Here is a 17,883-nt window from a genome sequence, read left to right on the forward strand (position 1 = left end):
TCACCGTTTCTGCTTTTTGTAGTCGCCAACGTTGGGCACCTTGGGATGGACATCCGGTCCGAAGTACCGGAGACTCACGAGGGGCTCGGTTCCGGTGTTCTCCACAATGACACCGGCCTTGGCCGCTTCGTAGGTGATGTAAATTTCGTCATCCGGCTCTTCTCCGAAGCGGATCATGATCGGCGTTTGCAACCAGAGTTTGCTTTTCTCATACCCCTGGACGCTGATATAGCCGCATCCCTGGACGGTGATCCAGCCGCTGGCGCCTGGGTCACGAAGGACGCATTTCGCGCCGGGCATCACCGTCAGTTCCTTGGCGGAGAAGAGTTGCTTGCCATCCACCAGACCATAGACGATCCAGCGGTCGGTGTAACCTTCTCCGGAGTTCTCTTCATCCACGATCGGCTCCAGGTAGTTATGTTCGCGGAAGTAGGGATCGACGTTCTTTTCCCAGTCGAGCTGGTCCACGATGTAGTCCAGATCGTGCTGGTATTCCTTGGGAACGTCCTTCACGCAGAGCTCCCACGGGACGTAACGCCCTTCGACCATCGACTGGAACATTCCAAAAACGTCCGATCCCCACTGCGGCTCGTAGGTGCAGCGGGACCCAGGCGCATGGAGGACCCCCGCCGGAATGAGCCAGCCGGTTCCCGGTTTCAGCCGGTACGCCCGGGACAAGTCCAGAATCCCGTTGTCGCCCTTGTTCCAGTTTTCCAGACACCGCTTGACATCGTCTTTGGTTACACCGGGTTCAAGCCCCATGAAGGTGTAGTCGAAATGATTCTCGGCAGCATTCAATTGAGGTGGGAAGTAATAGGCCTCCGGCTTGCCTTCCTGACCGGTCTTTTGAGCATGCTCCTGGCGCTGATGCATGTGGTGGGGAATCGGACCAGCGTTATCGAAGAATTTGGAATACACAGGCCAGCGGTGGTATTTGTTCCAGATATCAGGACCAACAATTTTGCCCTGCCCTTCCTCAACGGCGTCCCTTAACAGGAACCGTTCGCCTTCAAAGCGAACCCAGCTCAACCCTTCATCCCAGTTGCGTCCTTCATTGGCGGCTTCAGTCGTGCTGGCGAACCAGCGTTCGTCGATCCCTCCGCGATGGGCTCCGAAGGCGTAGAGATCCTCCGTTGCCAGTTTGATGCGCCGACCGGGATGCAGAAAACTCCGCGGCACCCAGGTGGGTGTTAGGCGGAGGATTCCCCCTGTGGCGTCCATCGCGCGGTCCAGGATCTTTCCCACGTTGTCTCGGTTGTAGGGCTTCGACTGGGACATTGTGCACCTTTCTCCTTGCCGCTAGAGTCCAAGACCGATGAGTTAGACCTTCCTACCATCCGACAAAACGATCGGCAGAACCGTTGCTCTCGTACGGCGTATTTTTACCCGTCAGATGGGCAAAAGCAAGTTACCCGTACTGCGGGTCATTCCCACTTTTGCAAAACCTGTGACAAGCCACAAGTACAAAGCGTTCTAGAGGCAATTCATGAATTGCCCCTGCCAACATACCGTTTTGCCCCGATGAACGTATTTTGGGGGCGATTCATGAATCGCCCCTACCGCGTGCGGAGGGCCACGCTTGTCGGGTCCGTTTTTTTCGGAGGGACGTGCTTGTCACGTCCGCTGTGCAACGTTCGATGATCAATTCCCTTTGCCCGGGCACGACAAGCGTGCCCCTCCGGTGCTTTTTCTCGGAGGGACCCGCTTGTCGGGTCCGTTAATCCACGTTCGATGTTCCATTTGCTTTCGCCGGGCACGACAAGCGTGCCCCTCCGATGTTTATTGGACGCCGTGGAAGGCGCCCCTCCTGGTAGGCGCAATTCATGAATTGTCCCTGCCAACATACCGTTTTGCCCTGATGAACGTATTTTGGGGGCGATTCATGAATTGTTCCCACGATACGGTGAAAACTCGAATCCGTCACAGATTCTTTCCAAGAAGTCAAAGAAAATCCCTCTGGCAAGGTTAGAATAATGCCAGTAGGTTAAACCAATGGGTAAATATGAGCAGGATCTTTCAATGACCTGGGTGTGTCCGTACTGTCAGGGCAGGCGACCGGTTCCGCCACCCGCGACCGCGGGTCAGGCCGTCTGTCCGTATTGTCGGCGACCGGTCATGATGCCCCAGGTTGAAGGACAGAAGTCACCGAATAGGGGCGAGGAGTCTGTTTCCCTTCCGACGGGCATTCCAAATGATGATCCTTTTTGGGAGTTGCGGAACCGAATTACTCGCAGCAAAAGACGGACCGCCTGGTACTGGTGGATTGGGGCATTTGTCGGTCTCGCCTGTCTGGGAGCTGTCATCGCAGGCATCTGGTGGGTGGAAAACGCCCAGCAGGGCGGGGCCAATCTGACAAAGGTATCTCCCCCGGCTCCCGAGAAACGACCGCCACCTCCTCTTCGTTGGTCGCCCCATCAGGTGTTTGTCGCCCGAACGCTGGAACAAGCCCGCCAGGCGGTCGTTAAGATCGAGATCCCGCTTGAGGCGGGAACGGCGGTGGAAACCGGTACCGGATTCTTTATCGGCGATCGCGGATGGATTGCCACTAACAATCATCTGGTCCAGAACATGAACAGCCGGGCCTATGTTCGCTCGGCAGATGGGCAAACGTATCGGATCGCCGGAGTTGTCATCCAGGCTCCAGAAATGGACCTGGCCATCCTCCAACTTGCGGAGCGCCCGGCGAAGACGACGGTTCTAGATCTCAGCTATGATGGCACACCTGCCCTGGGTACGGAGGTCTATGCCATCGGACATCCGTACAATGTGGACTTTTCCCTGTCGCGGGGGGTGGTGAGCCGCGTTCTCACCACCGCCGAGCTGATTCAAAATTTCCCCGACCACATCGTGGCCAAGATTCACTCTCCACCCAACATGGTGTGGATACAGCATGACGCCAAGATCTCGCCTGGCAACAGCGGTGGGCCGCTTCTCGACGGTGCCGGAAGAGTCCTGGGAGTGAACACCTTTGTGCACCGGCTGGCCCAGTATGGATTCGCCAGCCACATTCGATATCTGCGGGAATTAATGGCTCGGGCAAAAGATGCCCCGGTACGTCCCCTTCCGGAACCCCGCGCCCCATCTCTGGAAAATGTGTCTCCTGAGCAGATTGTGGACCTTACGCAAATCGATCCGCTTTGGAATGCAGCTACAGCGATGGGGTGGAACCCCCAGACACCGGATCAGTATCGCCAGATTTCAGAACTTGCGCGGATCGCCAATATCGTGAAATACCTCCAGGTCCGTGGTCAAATTCCTGAGGGCGTTCCACCCGAGATTATCGATCGCGCGGCCACTCAGCTCGAATCTCGATTTATGTCGTTGGATCCGGGCGTGTTGTCAGTTGCGGTAACGGAAAAGCTCAACAGCTTTGCCGTCCAATCATTAAACCAGGTTCAATCGGGAATTGTGTGCGTGGGCGTTGTGGCGAGCCCGGTGCAAGGGACGGCAGTCCTTGTGGCAGTAGGAGAACGCCCACGGCATCTGCTGCTTCGGTTGCGGCCGGATCCCCCTCCGCTTCAGATATCACAGCGGGTCTTTGTCGCTGGCCTCATTTTGCCACAGGTGGCCGAAATTCGATTGGGAAACCAAAATGCTGCCGAACAGGTCCCGGTCATTCTGGCAATGTTCGTCATTCCTTTGGAGAAACAGTCTACCGCGGGCGACACAACCGCGGCACCGGCACCCTGAAGCCGGCCAGTTTTGCCCTCCATGTGTGGTGAAACGAAAAGAGTGGTTCAAACAGTTTTTCCTAAAAGACGATCCACTGCCGCCCCGATGTCGGGCTCCCGCATCAAGCTTTCGCCAACGAGAACGGCTTTCACTCCGGCCGCCGCCAGCCGCCGCACATCTTCATGACTCTGAATGCCGCTCTCTCCCACGACAAGGCGATCAGGCGGGATCTCCGCCCGAAGGCGAATGGTGTGGTTCAAATCCACTTCGAAAGTACGGAGGTTTCGATTGTTAATGCCGATAAGCTTGGCCCCCAGCTCCACAACCCGCCGTAGATTCTCCGGTTCATAAATCTCCACCAGGGGCGTCATGTCCCACTTGATCACCTCTTCGTAGAGTTGGGGCAGTTGCTCGTCGTTGAGACATTCCGCGATGAGGAGCACCGCGTCAGCCCCGTAGGCACGGGCTTCAAGAACCTGGTAAGGGTCAAGAATAAAATCCTTTCGCAGTACGGGAATATTGACAGCGTCCTTGATCCAGCGAAGAAATTCGATATGGCCCTGAAAATACGGTTCATCGGTTAGAACGCTGATACAAGCCGCCCCGTGTTGTTCGTAAATTCGGGCAATCTCAACCGGATCGAAGCTCTCTCGAATGACGCCCTTCGAAGGGCTGGCCTTCTTGACTTCGGCAATGAGTGCCATCCCCGGGGCATCGCGAATGGCGGCTAGAAAATCCCGTGGCGGGGCCTGTTCCTCGACCAAACGGCGGAGATGATCTTCGGGCGCAAAAATTTTTGCCCGTTCGATCTCCTCTCGTTTGGTGGCCACAATGCGGTCAAGAATAGACGCCATGGAGAATTTCCTGCCTCATCGATCGCCTGCGCGGGGAATTTGACGTGCGATCCTGTCACCTCTCCGTGCTGAGGTCGAGGCGCACTCTTCAATGAGGATCGCGTCAACTGTCAGATAATCCCCGCCTTTCCAACAGTCGCTCAAATCTGCGAAACCGGGCTCGGCCGCAACAGTATGTTCGTGATATTTGAAACGGTTTGCGCGTATTCCGGTTTGTCCCGGAGTTGGAGCCATTCTGGATCTTTCAGGAAGGCTGCCCAGGCCTGCTTTTGAGCTTCAATGGTGTCGAAGCCCAGCATGTACGTCAAATTGGGCAATTTCGTGCCGATGAGCGCCTGTCCAAAGAAAACCGGATTCATCTTGAGCCGGCGGAAAATTGCCAGTTCCCCGCCCGTGTTGAACATTTCAACCTTCTTCACATGCTTGGTAAGATTGTGGCTCTCGTAAATTCGGAGCTGGAAAATGCGACTGTCAGCCGTGCTCGGCACCTCCACTTGGGGCACTCCATCGAAGGCGAGGAGCAGGCTGCTTTCGACGCGTTGATAAGTGGGATCGTCGAAAGAATCCTCGAGCACCTCTTTACCTGCGGCTTGTGCCCGGGGATCACTCAGGAGCGCTGCCATTTCCCGAATCACTGTTTCACAGGTGTTGTGGGGCAAAAGCACAAAGAGGCTGGGATCTTCACCTTCCAGGTAGCGAAAGACCCCGACCGGCCGGATGCCGAGGTTGTTCCAAACAGGGATGGCCACTTCAGCCAGGAATTTTTCCAAACGATCTCGCTTTTCCGGAGTCGCAATTTGGTAACGGCGGAGCTCCAGCAACTGCTTGCTCTTTCCACTTCCCTCGACTGCCTGCGTTAGCTCACTTATCGCCATCACCGTTCCCACGCTGCCAATCACGGAAGATGCCAGAAACTCTCGCCGTTGCATGAGGTGTCTCCTTTCTTCTGCGCCGGTTCAACCAGAAAGCTGCTTTTGCCCTGATGCTGATCCCAATCGTGGGAGTGGCCCCCAAAAAAGTGGCGGCAAACCAAACAAATTACGGGCACCCGCCTCACTCGTCGGACGTTTTCCGATTGTCACAGTTTACCTGCGATTCGCGGATTTGACTATCGGTAGCGCGGAACTACCCGGGCCACCCTGAATCATCCCCAGTTTTGTAATAACCTATGAGATACCACAGGTCCGATACGTTGTAGCGGCAATCCATGGATTTCACCCAACCATTTGACCCGGAATTCAACCGAGCATTTGAAGCACGGTGCATTTGAAGCACGGTCAGTGAAATGGCCTCTGCGATCATTAGAATGTGGGCCTACCAAGCAGGTTCCTCCGGGTTGAATCTCACTCCGGCAGGAGTTCGTTTGGATGACCGCCTCCTCATTGGCGCGGGAGATGTGATGATGTGTTAGGGTCTCGCCCTCTTGCCCGCCGAGGGATCCCTCGTCAGAATGGGGGCGGCGTTTCAGGTCTCAACGTTCTCCAGTTGATTGGCTTCCAAAAAGGGACTGACCATGTCGAGCCCGCACCGTAACCGAAGCAGCTTCTGTGTATCCCGCCACGTTGAGAACCTTCGAACCGGACTGCAACTCGCCTTGGCGGTCATCTTCCTGGTATGGCCCATCGCCGCTTTGGCAACGCGCAGTGCAACAGGCCATGCGGAAGAAAAACCGGGCGCGTCCACGCCACCGGCAGTTATCTGCCTCAGTGCTTCGGCTTCCCCTTTGGAGCGCCTCGCCGCCCTAGAAATCCGGCGATATCTGTACCTCCGCACGGGAGAGTTGATTCCCCTGGTTGATCAACCGGCAAACGAACAGGCGACAGACGTGATCGTGGTGGCGCGAAGCGATCGCCTTTTGGGCGGGGAGTTGATTCCGACCGACGTTATTAATGCTCACCGGTCATCGCTTGAAAACCGCCTTGATCGGGCTGGAGATGATGGCTTCCTCGTGTGGACGATTCCTGGCAACCAGCGGCAGATTTTGGTAATAACCGGCAAGAAAGACATTGGCGTTCTCTACGGGGCTTATCGTCTTGCCGAACACTACGGGGTACGTTTCTATCTGGAAGGAGACGTCGTCCCTGATCGCCGAGTGGCCTGGTCGCTTGCGCAACTTGATGAAGTTCGTCGGCCGTTGTTTCAGCATCGGGGGATTCAACCGTTCCACGACTTTCCTGAAGGACCCGATTGGTGGGGGGTGGAAGAGTACAAGGCGATCCTTGCCCAGTTGCCCAAATTGGGCATGAATTTCATCGGGTTTCACTGCTATCCGGAGGGTGGCGTTGGCCCGGAGCCGCTCGTGTGGATTGGCCAGGCTGCTGATATAGGGGAAGGACCGGGAGTTCGCTTCAGTTATCCCGCCCGGCATTTCCTCACCAGCAACGTGACAGGGTCCTGGGGCTACCGCCCCATGAAGACGTCCGACTATGCGTTCGGCGCCGACCAACTCTTTGAAGTCGATGATTATGGGGCCGATTACATGCAGGGTTACTCTCCCTGGACGGAAATGAATGTCGACCAGGCGAACAAACTTTTTGAAAATATGGGGCGTGTTCTTGACGAGGCCTTCACCTTTGCCCGTCATCTCGGCATCGCAACCGCGGTGGGAACGGAAACGCCGCTCACCATTCCCAAAGCGGTTCGCGAACGGCTCAAGGCGTCTGGAAAGGACCCGTCGAATCCGGCGGTTGTTAAAGAAGTTTACGCCGCCATGTTTAAGCGGATTATGCAGACGCACCCCCTGGACTACTACTGGTTTTGGACGCCTGAGAACTGGACCTGGTCAGGCACCAAGCCCGAAGAAGTGGAGGCCACACTTGCCGACCTGAAGATGGCCTACGAAGCAGCCAAAGAGGTGGGGGCTCCGTTCACATTGGCGACGTGCGGATGGGTGCTGGGACCCAGCCAGGATCGTGCGCTGTTCGACAAAGTTTTACCCAAAGAGATGCCGGTCAGTTGCATCAATCGGCAGGTTGGCCACGACCCCGTCGAGCCTGGTTTTGCCCGTGTGCAAGGGCGTCCCAAATGGGCCATTCCCTGGCTGGAAGATGATCCCGCACTCATCAGCCCCCAGCTCTGGGTGGGACGCATGAGAAAGGATGCCGCCGACGCGCTGAAGTACGGTTGCACGGGATTGATGGGAATTCACTGGCGGACGCGACAGCTTGGGCCCAATGTTTCCGCGCTGGCCGCCGCCGCATGGGATCAGCACGGCTGGAACCCGGAACTTGGTGAGACTCCCGCTGCTCCGTCCCGCCCTGGCGAAGGTCCTGAGGGCGGCCAGTTTGCCACCTTTCCCGGCGTTGATTTTGCCAACACTGACGAAGATCCGATTTACCAGACTGTCCGGTACGATGTCGATGCCTATCGGTTCAATCTGCCCAACGGCCAGTACCGGGTCGTTTTAAAGTTCTGCGAACCCCATTACAGCGAAGCGGGGAAGCGCGTCTTCGGTGTGAAAATCCAGGGGAAAACCATCATCGACACTCTCGACATATTTGCCCAAGTGGGCAAAAATCGGGCTCTTGATTTCACCTTTGACGGTATCGAAGTGGCGGACGGCACTTTGCTTATCGAGTTCGTCCGCCAGGCGGAATTCCCCTGCATCGCGGGGATTGTCATCACCGGTCCGGTGACTCGCAAAATCAACTGCGGTGGTCCTGCATGGAACGACTATCAGGCCGATTGGCCCCCCACAGACCGCACGGCTCATCGTTACCTGATGTCGATTGATTTTTACCTGGATTGGGCTTCGGCTCAGTTTGGACCAGAAGTGGCCTTCGAGGCAGCGACGATTTTCGCCGCCATCGACGGCCGCCTCCCGCGTCCCAGCACGTGGGTCCATGGGCCGGGCGGGATTGTGCCGGACTCCCGGCCGTGGAGCGAAGTGTCCAAGGATTATGCTTTCGTGGATGAATTGGCAGCCCTACGAGAAAGCGTCCAGGGACCTGGCAACCGCGAGCGATTCGACTACTGGCTGGATCTGTTTCGTTACATGCGGGCGAATGCCAAGGTCAATTGTGCACTTCATGCCTACAAAGCCGCCATTGCGGAATTGGCAAAAATCCAGCAGAAAAACGGTGATCCGGCCGAGCTTCAGCGATTGGCCAGGGAAAAGGTTCTTCCCCTCCGCGAGGAACTCGTGGCCGATCTCAAAGAGGTTCATACCTATCTCCTTTCGCACGTGTCCACCTATGGCGGTCTGGGGAACATCTGCAATTGGCAGCAACACGTCATTCCAATCACGCTGGGCGATGCGGATGCCCAACTCGTGAAGCTGGTGGGTGAAGAGATTCTCGCCGATCGGAGGCTCCCGCGCACCTACGACGGCCGTCCCCGCATCATCGTGCCATCCGTGCGAAGTCTCCTCAGTCGCGGAGAATCCCTCCGACTCAAGGTCATTCTCCTCGGGTGGCAGAATGCTGAAGCGAGCCTCTGCTGGCGGGCCGTTGGAGAGCCCACATATCACACGGTTCCCCTGAGCCACGTCGCACGATCCGTGTATCAGGCGGCGCTTGCCGGAGAGCAGCTTCCCGACATTGTGGAGTACTTCATTGAGGTCCGCAGTGGCGACCAGGTGGCCCGGTATCCGGCAACCGCACCCGAGATCGGCCTGACGACAGTCGTCGCACCTTAGGCTTGACAGTCGTATCCCACTGCGAGTTGCATGGACGCGACTACGGCAGTTTGCTTCCTTGTGCCCCACACTCTGGCGGATGGCCGACTGACGCGCTGTCGCACGTCGCCCCAAGGTCTCGGAACAATGTTCGGCGAACGTTGATTCGAACTGTTCGACCAATCGGGGTCGGCACGGTGGAGGGCCATCCCCACCGCTGGCCGGTCAAGGATAGGGTGAGGTGCTCGGTGCTCAACGGCGTCCCAACTGGCCTTTTTTTATCCGCCCGGCAACGCGATACTTAACGGGTTACGGTCCAAATTTCCTAAATGCATGCGTGAACACCAGCGCGGTCAAGTCGGACCGTGCCAGGTTTTGCAATTGGGAGACTGCGTGAAAACATGGTCCAGGTCGTTTTGCCCGACGGTCAAATCCAGGATTTCCCATCCTGCATTACCGCAGCCGACGTTGCGGAGCAAATCAGTCCCCGACTAGCCAAGGCGGCAGTGGCGGCGGAAGTCAACGGCAAAGTTGTCGATCTCAACACCCCCCTTCCGACGGGTAGTCCTGTCCAGCTTAAGATTCTGACGGAACGCGATCCCCAGGCCCTGGAGGTCCTGCGTCACTCTGCCGCCCACGTGATGGCCCGGGCGGTTCTGCGTCTCTTTCCCGGAGCCAAGCTCGCTTTCGGTCCCCCGGTGGAAAACGGCTTTTATTACGACATCGACCTTGACCGCCCCCTCAAAGAGGAGGATTTGGAGCGGATCGAAGCCGAGATGGCGAAAATCGTGGAGCTGGACGAACCGTTCGAGCGGCTCGAGGTCCCTTGGGAGAAAGCAGTGGAAATCTGTCGCGATCTCGACCAGCCGTACAAGGTGGAACATCTGCGGGAAGGGCTGGCCAGCGAAAAAACCGTCTCCTTCTATCGCCAGGGCGAGTTCCTCGATTTGTGCGAGGGGCCTCATATCCCCTCTGCGGGGCGGCTGAAGGCGTTCAAATTGCTTTCGGTGGCAGGAGCTTACTGGCGCGGAGACGCCTCTCGACAGCAGCTCCAGCGCCTCTACGGAACGGCATGGTTCAGCAGGAAAGATCTTGAGGATTATCTCCACCGCCTGGAGGAAGCCAAGAAACGGGATCACCGTGTGCTGGGAAAGCGGCTCGAGCTGTTCACCATTGAGCCGATGGTAGGTTCCGGACTGGTGCTTTGGCTACCGAAGGGCGCAATCATTCGCCGCCAGCTCGAGGATTTCCTTTACGGGGAACTCCTGCGTCGGGGTTATCAGGCCGTTTATACCCCGCACATTGGACGAGTGGAACTGTATCAAACTTCCGGTCACTACCCGTATTATGCGGACAGCCAATTTCCCCCCATCCAAATGGCTGACGGCGAGCGGTATCTCCTTAAGCCGATGAACTGTCCGCACCACATCATGATTTATAAATCCCGTCCGCGGAGCTACCGGGAGCTACCCCTCCGGCTGGCGGAGTTCGGGACGGTGTACCGTTTTGAACAATCTGGGGAGCTCACCGGAATGACCCGGGTCCGCGGCTTCACACAGGACGACGCCCATATCTTCTGCACGGAAGAGCAGGTGGCCGAGGAATTTCGCGGTTGTCTGGAAATGACGCAATTCGTCCTTCAAACGCTGGGATTTACAGATTACCGAGTTCGGCTGAGCCTCCGTGATCCGAAAAGCGATAAATACGTGGGCGATCCTGAGGTCTGGGAGCGTGCGGAATCGGCCCTTCGCCGAGTGTGTGAAGAAATGAATCTGCCCAACCTGGAGACCGCCATCGGCGAGGCCGCATTTTACGGTCCCAAGGCGGACTTCATCGTGTCCGATTGCATAGGCCGGGAGTGGCAATTGGGCACCGTCCAGCTGGACTACAATCTCCCCAGCCCGCAGCGATTTAACCTGGAATACATTGGGCCAGACAATCGTCCCCATCAGCCGGTCATGATCCATCGTGCTCCTTTCGGGTCCCTGGAACGTTTCACCGGGATCTTGATTGAGCATTTCGCGGGAGCGTTCCCCCTCTGGCTGGCGCCGGAACAAATCCGCGTGCTCACCGTCAGCGAAAAATTCGAAGAATACGCTCGACAGGTGGAGCGGCAGTTTCGGGAAGCGGGCCTGCGGGTGGTCGGAGATTATCGGGCCGAAAAGGTCAGCGCCAAAATCCGCGACGCTCAACTTGAACTGGTCCCCTACATGGCGGTCATTGGAGGCCGGGAACAGGAGCAGGGAACCGTGGCCTTGCGAGAGCGCCGCAAGGGGGACCTGGGCGCCTTCCCCGTGGCAGCAGTCATTGCAAAATTGCAGGAAGAAATCCGACTGAAGATAATACCCCGTTATGACGACGCGCAAAAATAGCGTCGGCCGGACCTGCTTCCGGGCAATTCCTGACACGGGAGGTGGTGCGGGGTGTTGACGTTCCGGCAATGTGTGTTCATACTCAAGCAAGTGTCCAACGCCCTTCCGGAAAGGGCGTTGACGATGGCTACGGGGTCAACTGTTTTGGTCGCTTGAGAGTTTGGCTGAAAGAGGAGTCCAACAATCGAGGAGAAAACCTATCGCGTCAATGAGCGGATCCGCAGTCCGTCCGTCCGGCTGATTGGTCCCGATGGCCAGCAGATGGGAATTGTCAGCCGTGAGCAAGCCCTCGCGGCAGCGAGGGAAGCGGGGCTCGATCTGGTTGAGGTAGCCCCCAACGATAACCCGCCCGTTTGCCGCATTCTCGACTTCGGCAAATTCAAATACATGCAGAAAAAGAAGCAGCAGAAGTCGCATGCGGCTCAAATGAAGGTCAAGGAAATCCGGGTCCGACCGGGGACCGGGGAAGCCGACCTGAACGTCAAGATCAACCGTGCCCGGGAGTTCCTCACTAAAGGCGATAAAGTCCTCATTTCCGTTATGTTCCGGGGACGAGAAGCCGCCCATATGGAGGAGGGCGAAAAAGTCCTCAACCATATCCTGGAGCGGTTGATGGACCTGGGCAAGCTGGAAGGGACAATCAGCCGCCAGCCCAAGCGGATCGTGTGTACGGTCCTTCCCAACGCTAAATCAGCCTCGTAGGGAACCCCGGACAGCGACCGCAGCGATGAAGCGCATCTAGCCCAATTTGGTATTCCCCGGGAAACGGGAATAGGGCGCGTGCGCCGGGCATGATCGTGGTGCCGTATGGTTCGGGTTCAGTGGGGCATTATTTAAGCCGCACAAGGGCCCGGGAATTCAAGCCAATTTTCAGGCCTTCGGATGGGTTCTCAACGGGAATAAAACTTGGCTTCCCGGACCAAACCGTCGGTTGTCTGCCCATCCTTTCGCGAATTGCTCGCGAAAGGTTTTTTCCGAAGCGCGTCCCCACTGGACGCCCTTGCCGGGAGGCTCTACAATCAAAAATGGACGCGGGGACAATCCCCGGCGTTCGCCCGATCGCGGGGTGGAGCAGCCAGGTAGCTCGCAAGGCTCATAACCTTGAGGTCGCAGGTTCAAATCCTGCCCCCGCAATTTCCTTATGTTGCAGCAACGAGTTACAACGCGCATCGCGCTGCACAACATCGCAATTGAACACGTCTTGCGATTCGCTTTTCTCTATCTTGCCACTCGGTGCTGGAACGTTCTGTGCCACTTTTTGTGCCACCCGTGTGCCGGATTCTGTGCCACTGTTCGTTTGAACACCAGTGGTGTCCGGTTGTACATGGTTTGAGTCTTGGGTGGCCTTGAGAGTCCACTGGAGCGCTAACCAATATGCTGCGTCGGTGGGGTCCACGTAGTGGCGTAACGGAATGGAGGGGGCATTTCCCGGCCACTTGGTGACCACGGCCAGCGGGAAGGCCTGGGCGAGCTCGCTTTCGCAGCTTGCCCGCAGGTTGTGCCTCAACCTGGGCCAGCACTCCAGCCCCACTTTGGCCAAATTTTCTTTGAGGGTCTCGCCGGTCGTATTCAACCAGGCCGCGGTAGCCTGCTGGACCGGCAGGCCGCTGATCCGGGAAGCCAGCAGCGCCTCCACGTGGATGCGGATACTCTCCGCCGTCTTTTTGTCCACCCGGCCAAGGCGAAGCGTTTTCCGCTTGCCATCACGGGCCACGAAGAAGGATTCGCCAGCCTTTGGCCACGGACCTCGGAGACGGGCCCACTGGAGCGAACCCCGAACATGGAGTGGAAACATTTGCTAGCCATGGCCAGGCACATGGGGATGCGAGTGCCCACCTTCCAACCGTCCCGTCTGAAGAAGCCCACCCCGGCGACGTAGTCAGCCGCGTTTAACCCGGTAATCTCCTCTAACTTGAATCCTTTTAATAACTTACAACCCAGACTGTGCGCCATCCATTGCGGAAGATCAGTCCGAAAACCGAACTGCGCCCGGGGAATCGCGCCAATTTTGAGGCTTCGGATAGGTTCTTAGCATGACCTGGGACTGTGTCGATTGGGAGCGTCTACTGATCCGTGTATCATCCCCAAAACTGCGAAACAAGGGAAACCGTTCCAAATGGCGCCTATCTTTCCACCAGTGCGCTGTCACCTGCAGGCTCTTTGGGAACAGACGGAGGGGAAGACCTACATCTTCGAGCAGCTCCGCAAGCGAGAGTCCACAAAAAGGGGTGAGCGGGGGAACTGGAGGGCAATCAACCTACGGGAACGGCTAAGGCGAAAGATTGTCAAAGCCGGCTTTCGTCCGTGGCCCAAACTTTGGCAGAATCTCCGCTCCAGCGCTGGAATAGACCTCTTGGCTCGATTCCCACCAGCCGCGGTTTTGGAGTGGATTGGCCACACTGCCGACGTGGCCCGGGAGCATTACTTCCCAATCAGACAAGTCGATATCGAAAAGGCCACCAATGAAGAGTAGGGACCCCACCAACGGTGCGGTGGGCCTAAAAGTGGCCCAGTAAATGCATTCAAAGATATGCAAAGGGACACAAAACGCAGAAGAGCCAGTTCGCCGCAATTCGATGCAAGCCCTATCTGGGTATTGACTTGCGTCAATTTGCGCTTGTATGCACAACTCCCGTAGATACCTCAAGATGCCCCCTGTAGGATTCGAACCTACGACCCGCTGATTAAGAGTCAGCTGCTCTGCCGGGCTGAGCTAAGGGGGCATTTTGCCTGGGAATTCACTACGCCCCATTTACTCTGGGTGTTAACCCATGCCCCATTCACCGAGCAGTAAGAACGGATTCTCACGCTTTTCGGACAACGTAACTAACCCCAATCCCTGTCGTTTGGGTGAGCGTAACCCGCTCTTCGGACCTATCACACTTCGTGCGGTCCACCGATTCACACTGCCCGGTGAATGAAAACAAAAAATGCGGGAAAGAGGACTTGAACCTCCACGGCCTTGCGGCCACCAGGCCCTCAACCTGGCGCGTCTGCCAATTCCGCCATTCCCGCGAACGACCATCACCTCATAAAAATAGTCTACTGATCCCCCTTGCCACGTCAAGTCCCAGAGCAGGGCACCGGACCCGTCCCTACTTTTGCAGAAACCTGCGAGATACCAAGGGCACGATGGGCTGGTAGGGGCAATTCATGAATTGCCGCTACCGTTTAGCGGCCAACGAAACCGCGCCTCTCGACGTTGGATGCTCCATTTCGCATCGGCCGGCACAACGGGCGTGCCTGGTGAAAGCCGGCGGATCATCCACGTTGGAAACGCGGACGTGACAAGCCCGTCCCTCCGAAAGCCGCGAATTCGGAAATGTCGTCTAGAGGGGCACGCTTGTCGTGCCCGGTGAAGGGCGATGGGGCATCGATCGGTGTTGATCGGACCCGACAAGCGGGTCCCTCCGAAAGTAACGCGGACAAGCAGGTCCCTCCAAAATGAGTGTGGCTCCCCTTGTCAACCGTTCTGAAGGCCTGCGTCGCCTTTCGGCAGCGGAAGTGGCGATGACTCAAGTGCTGTTGCGAAAGCAAGAAAAATGACGACCCCCGCGGAAGAACCAGCCCACGCAGCCGGATTCCGACGGGGGCTCGCGCCTGTCGGCAGGGTATCGGCCGTCCCTGGCCATTCGGCAGGTCTCCATACCGCTCTTTCGGGCACCATGAGGGATCATATCCCCAAGCCAATCCAGGAGGAATCGCAACGAATCCTTGCCGCCCCCGGGTGGGCGTATGGGGCATCAGGGCATCATGCTGGGCTATTTCACCAGACGAACAGGTCGATGGGTCGCCACCGTGCGGAACTTCTCGATGAGCTGTTCGCGATAATTTGTAACGGCCAGGGTGCCTGGTACGATGAACGACTGGCCGTTGGTCATGCGAGCGATTTCATCAAGCAGGGCCGTATCGGCGTCCAGCCCCAGTCCGATCGTGAAGATCGGAATTCGGTTTTCGGCCGCCCTTTGGGCCTGCGCAAGAGCGTAGGCGCGTCCCTGGGTTTCGTTGTATGGCCGGTTGGCCTTTCCGTCCGTCATCAGCACGATCATTTTGAAGGCCCCCGGCCGTCCGTGGGCGAGAAGTTCATCCACTCCGTTTTTGATCCCCGCGCCGATATTCGTGTAATGGTCGTAGTGACCCGCCTGCCGGTGGATGATGGTGTCTTTAATGGCCTCGAAGGATTGAGTGAGTGGGTGCTCAGTTACTGCCATCTGATCGGGCGAGTTGTAGATCACGAGCGACACCCGATCGTTGGTATTCACAGCCTGGATGTAGTCGAAGAACACTCCCACGGCCTCTTTGAGCTGACTGACAGGCTGCTCACTCACTTTCCACAAGTCGGGCGTTTCGTTGGCCTTTGGTTTTTGCTCCAACCAGTAGTTGATGAGGGTCAAATAACCGTACATTTTCCGATAACCCGCGTTTTTCACGAAGGTGCTCGTTTTAACATAATCGATGTAACTTTCCCAACTGCCGGAGGGATAGGGGTAAGGCACCTTGTCGAGCCCAAAGGCTTTCATAATGTTCGCGGCGGTGTCTTCGAAACGTTCGCCGTAGCCGGGGCCTTCACCACTTTCGTTGCAGCCGGATTTCACCCAGCAGCGGTCGATCCGCTTGTTGGCGTTGTAGCCGGTACCCCGGAAAGCACCCGTTTTTCCAGAAAGCCCATCGAACTTCTGCTTGGTGCCGTCAGAGAATTGAAGCACCACGTTTGAGAGGTCCTTGGTCGAAACGACGTAAACGTCGTCCCCACGAAACGTGACGGTGATCTGGGGTTGGCAAGACGATTGAGGCGGTTTACCCACCTGGGTGTAATACTGCGGCGTGAACTGGAGAGAGCCGTAAGTCGGTGAGCCAAGTTCCTGGTAAATTTGCTGGATATTGGCTTCCACGGCCTGACGGGCAGACGGGCCGAATTCAGTGATTCGGCGGAGTTCACTGTCGTCGTTCATGGAGGCAGAAAAGTCGAGCACCAGCACGATATCCCTGGGCTGGTACTGGGCGATCGATTCAGCCTGAAGGACGAAGGCGTCCCGGCCGAAGATTCGGGCGAAAAACAGAGGTCCGCCATTGTGTGTGGTTGTCACGCGAATGGCGGACGGGGTGGTCGCAGTGGGAAGGAACTGGGAGGTTTCGGCGTCCCACTCTCCGAAGTCCACGCGAAACTCCTGGGAATGCTGAGCGAGCAGCTCTTCCAGTCGATCTTCCCAGTTTGCCAACTCGGTCAGATTTTGGTGACCGATTGGGTTTCTGGCCAAAAACTCGAACGCTTTGAGGCGGGCGACTTCGGTTCCGTCGACCAGGCTTGCGGCGCCAGCCAGGGCCGCCGCATCCGTGGCTCGTTTGAGCTCGGTCTTCACCGTCATCATGTAGCCCACGTCCACAGAAAGGGCAAGAAGCCCCATCATGAAGACCATGAGCAGTGCCGTGAGTACAACAATCGCGCCACGACGTCTTTTTTTGTCCTCGCACTCCCACAGCAGCCGAAGCAGCTTCGCCGACCTCATAAAGCCCTCCCTATCGAGACGAGAACCACCACCGACGAGACAGGCGCGACTCTTCGATTCGGTCTATTGGAAAAGATAGGATATTTTTCGCGGCGAAGCAAAAAATAATGGGGAATCGTTTCGGAACGGTCGAGACACAAATCTAGTCCGGCTGGAATAGCAAAAGCCGGTGGCCCAAGTATCTGTAGGTCGTGGATACTGGGAACGAAACAACGACCTTGCTTGCGCCGAAGCTTATGGCCGATGTGAGGGAAAGTTCCAGTTCTTCGTCTCCATCTGTGCAGTCAGTCGCGGAGCGTCCCTGCGGGGCATGCACGGCCTGCTGCACATGGCTACCCATTCCAGCAGGGCACGTGGGCCCGGATGACAAGCCCGCCGGTGTGGCCTGCCCCCACTTGACGTGCACAGGCTGTCGCGAATACGAAAACCGGCCGACGATCTGCCGCCGATTTGAATGCGCTTTTCTCAAAGCTCGGACATGGCCGGTTCAGTGGCGACCGGACCGCTCTGGTCTGCTCTGCTTATCTGAACTGCTTTCACCCGGCGTGTGGGGCGCCGCGGTTTACGAGTTGGTGCCAGGGCGTCTGGACTCGACTGTTGGCCGAGCCATCCTCGAGCAGCTTTTGGCACAATCAAGCTTCGTCGTGCTGATTACGCGAGACGGGCGGCGGATTCTTCGTCAGGGCCTTCGGGTGGATACAAAGGAGCACATCCCCCGGCCCCATTTTGCCCACGATCAGCGTGCGACAGAATCCTCGCCTCGCGGATACAGTCGGCCGGCACCGTAAATCACATGCCGCACAGCTGGCGGCATCGCGCCTCAAGCCGCTGTAGAGCTGAGCCATCCCTACCTCCCTTTGCCG

At 57.3% G+C, this 17,883-nt stretch carries 10 protein-coding genes and 3 tRNA genes; 7 read left to right on the plus strand and 6 right to left on the minus strand.

Features of this window, described 5'->3' with window-relative positions; translation table 11 throughout:
- Nucleotides 1–1,278 carry a cupin domain-containing protein gene (locus tag THTE_RS12175; protein ID WP_095415694.1) on the minus strand — a complete coding sequence of 426 codons (1,278 nt, stop codon included), beginning with the start codon at nt 1,276–1,278 and terminating at the stop codon, nt 1–3.
- Between the two features lie 741 nt (nt 1,279–2,019).
- On the opposite strand from THTE_RS12175, the gene THTE_RS12180 reads away from it, so the two are divergent.
- Nucleotides 2,020–3,690, plus strand: a complete 1,671-nt coding sequence (locus THTE_RS12180) for a S1C family serine protease (protein WP_157732060.1) — start codon at nt 2,020–2,022, stop codon at nt 3,688–3,690.
- Between the two features lie 47 nt (nt 3,691–3,737).
- Here the strand turns inward: THTE_RS12180 and trpC are convergent, their stop codons facing one another.
- Both trpC and THTE_RS12190 read right to left on the minus strand, forming a co-directional pair.
- Nucleotides 3,738–4,526 (minus strand): indole-3-glycerol phosphate synthase TrpC, encoded by a 789-nt coding sequence (trpC, locus tag THTE_RS12185; RefSeq protein ID WP_095415696.1) that lies wholly within the window; start codon nt 4,524–4,526, stop codon nt 3,738–3,740.
- A gap of 140 nt (nt 4,527–4,666) precedes the next feature.
- Complete coding sequence (locus tag THTE_RS12190; protein WP_095415697.1) at nt 4,667–5,455, minus strand: NIPSNAP family protein; 789 nt, start codon at nt 5,453–5,455, stop codon at nt 4,667–4,669.
- 584 nt (nt 5,456–6,039) lie between these two features.
- Here THTE_RS12190 and THTE_RS12195 point away from each other — a divergent pair.
- The 5 genes from THTE_RS12195 (at nt 6,040) to THTE_RS12220 (ending at nt 13,986) form a co-directional block, all read left to right on the plus strand.
- On the plus strand, nt 6,040–9,162 hold the full coding sequence (locus THTE_RS12195; RefSeq protein ID WP_095415698.1) for a malectin domain-containing carbohydrate-binding protein: 3,123 nt from the start codon (nt 6,040–6,042) through the stop codon (nt 9,160–9,162).
- Between the two features lie 380 nt (nt 9,163–9,542).
- Complete coding sequence (gene thrS, locus THTE_RS12200; RefSeq protein ID WP_095415699.1) at nt 9,543–11,513, plus strand: threonine--tRNA ligase; 1,971 nt, start codon at nt 9,543–9,545, stop codon at nt 11,511–11,513.
- 240 nt (nt 11,514–11,753) lie between these two features.
- Nucleotides 11,754–12,215 (plus strand): translation initiation factor IF-3, encoded by a 462-nt coding sequence (gene infC, locus THTE_RS12205; RefSeq protein ID WP_420823862.1) that lies wholly within the window; start codon nt 11,754–11,756, stop codon nt 12,213–12,215.
- A gap of 358 nt (nt 12,216–12,573) precedes the next feature.
- A tRNA-Met gene (locus THTE_RS12210) sits at nt 12,574–12,647 on the plus strand.
- Between the two features lie 982 nt (nt 12,648–13,629).
- Nucleotides 13,630–13,986 (plus strand): hypothetical protein, encoded by a 357-nt coding sequence (locus tag THTE_RS12220; RefSeq protein WP_095415702.1) that lies wholly within the window; start codon nt 13,630–13,632, stop codon nt 13,984–13,986.
- A gap of 176 nt (nt 13,987–14,162) precedes the next feature.
- On the opposite strand, the gene THTE_RS12225 is transcribed toward THTE_RS12220, so the two are convergent.
- The 3 genes from THTE_RS12225 to THTE_RS12235 form a co-directional block, all read right to left on the minus strand.
- A tRNA-Lys gene (locus THTE_RS12225) sits at nt 14,163–14,236 on the minus strand.
- A gap of 208 nt (nt 14,237–14,444) precedes the next feature.
- A tRNA-Leu gene (locus THTE_RS12230) sits at nt 14,445–14,528 on the minus strand.
- A 746-nt stretch (nt 14,529–15,274) separates the two neighbouring features.
- Complete coding sequence (locus THTE_RS12235) at nt 15,275–17,020, minus strand: VWA domain-containing protein (RefSeq protein ID WP_095415703.1); 1,746 nt, start codon at nt 17,018–17,020, stop codon at nt 15,275–15,277.
- Nucleotides 17,021–17,238: 218 nt separating this feature from the next.
- Between THTE_RS12235 and THTE_RS12240 the strand changes: the two genes are divergently transcribed.
- Nucleotides 17,239–17,808 carry a CxxCxxCC domain-containing protein gene (locus THTE_RS12240; RefSeq protein WP_157732061.1) on the plus strand — a complete coding sequence of 190 codons (570 nt, stop codon included), beginning with the start codon at nt 17,239–17,241 and terminating at the stop codon, nt 17,806–17,808.
- Nucleotides 17,809–17,883 lie beyond the last annotated feature (75 nt).

It is taken from the genome of Thermogutta terrifontis, assembly GCF_002277955.1.
Classification (GTDB): Bacteria; Planctomycetota; Planctomycetia; order Pirellulales; family Thermoguttaceae; genus Thermogutta; species Thermogutta terrifontis.

Excerpts from the sequence above, each read along its gene's own strand:
- THTE_RS12175 (WP_095415694.1), bottom strand. The coding sequence starts at position 1,278 with ATGTCCCAGTCGAAGCCCTACAACCGAGACAACGTGGGAAAGATCCTG.
- THTE_RS12180 (WP_157732060.1), top strand. The coding sequence starts at position 2,020 with ATGACCTGGGTGTGTCCGTACTGTCAGGGCAGGCGACCGGTTCCGCCA.
- trpC (WP_095415696.1), bottom strand. The coding sequence starts at position 4,526 with ATGGCGTCTATTCTTGACCGCATTGTGGCCACCAAACGAGAGGAGATC.
- THTE_RS12190 (WP_095415697.1), bottom strand. The coding sequence starts at position 5,455 with ATGCAACGGCGAGAGTTTCTGGCATCTTCCGTGATTGGCAGCGTGGGA.
- THTE_RS12195 (WP_095415698.1), top strand. The coding sequence starts at position 6,040 with ATGTCGAGCCCGCACCGTAACCGAAGCAGCTTCTGTGTATCCCGCCAC.
- thrS (WP_095415699.1), top strand. The coding sequence starts at position 9,543 with ATGGTCCAGGTCGTTTTGCCCGACGGTCAAATCCAGGATTTCCCATCC.
- THTE_RS12220 (WP_095415702.1), top strand. The coding sequence starts at position 13,630 with ATGGCGCCTATCTTTCCACCAGTGCGCTGTCACCTGCAGGCTCTTTGG.
- THTE_RS12235 (WP_095415703.1), bottom strand. The coding sequence starts at position 17,020 with ATGAGGTCGGCGAAGCTGCTTCGGCTGCTGTGGGAGTGCGAGGACAAA.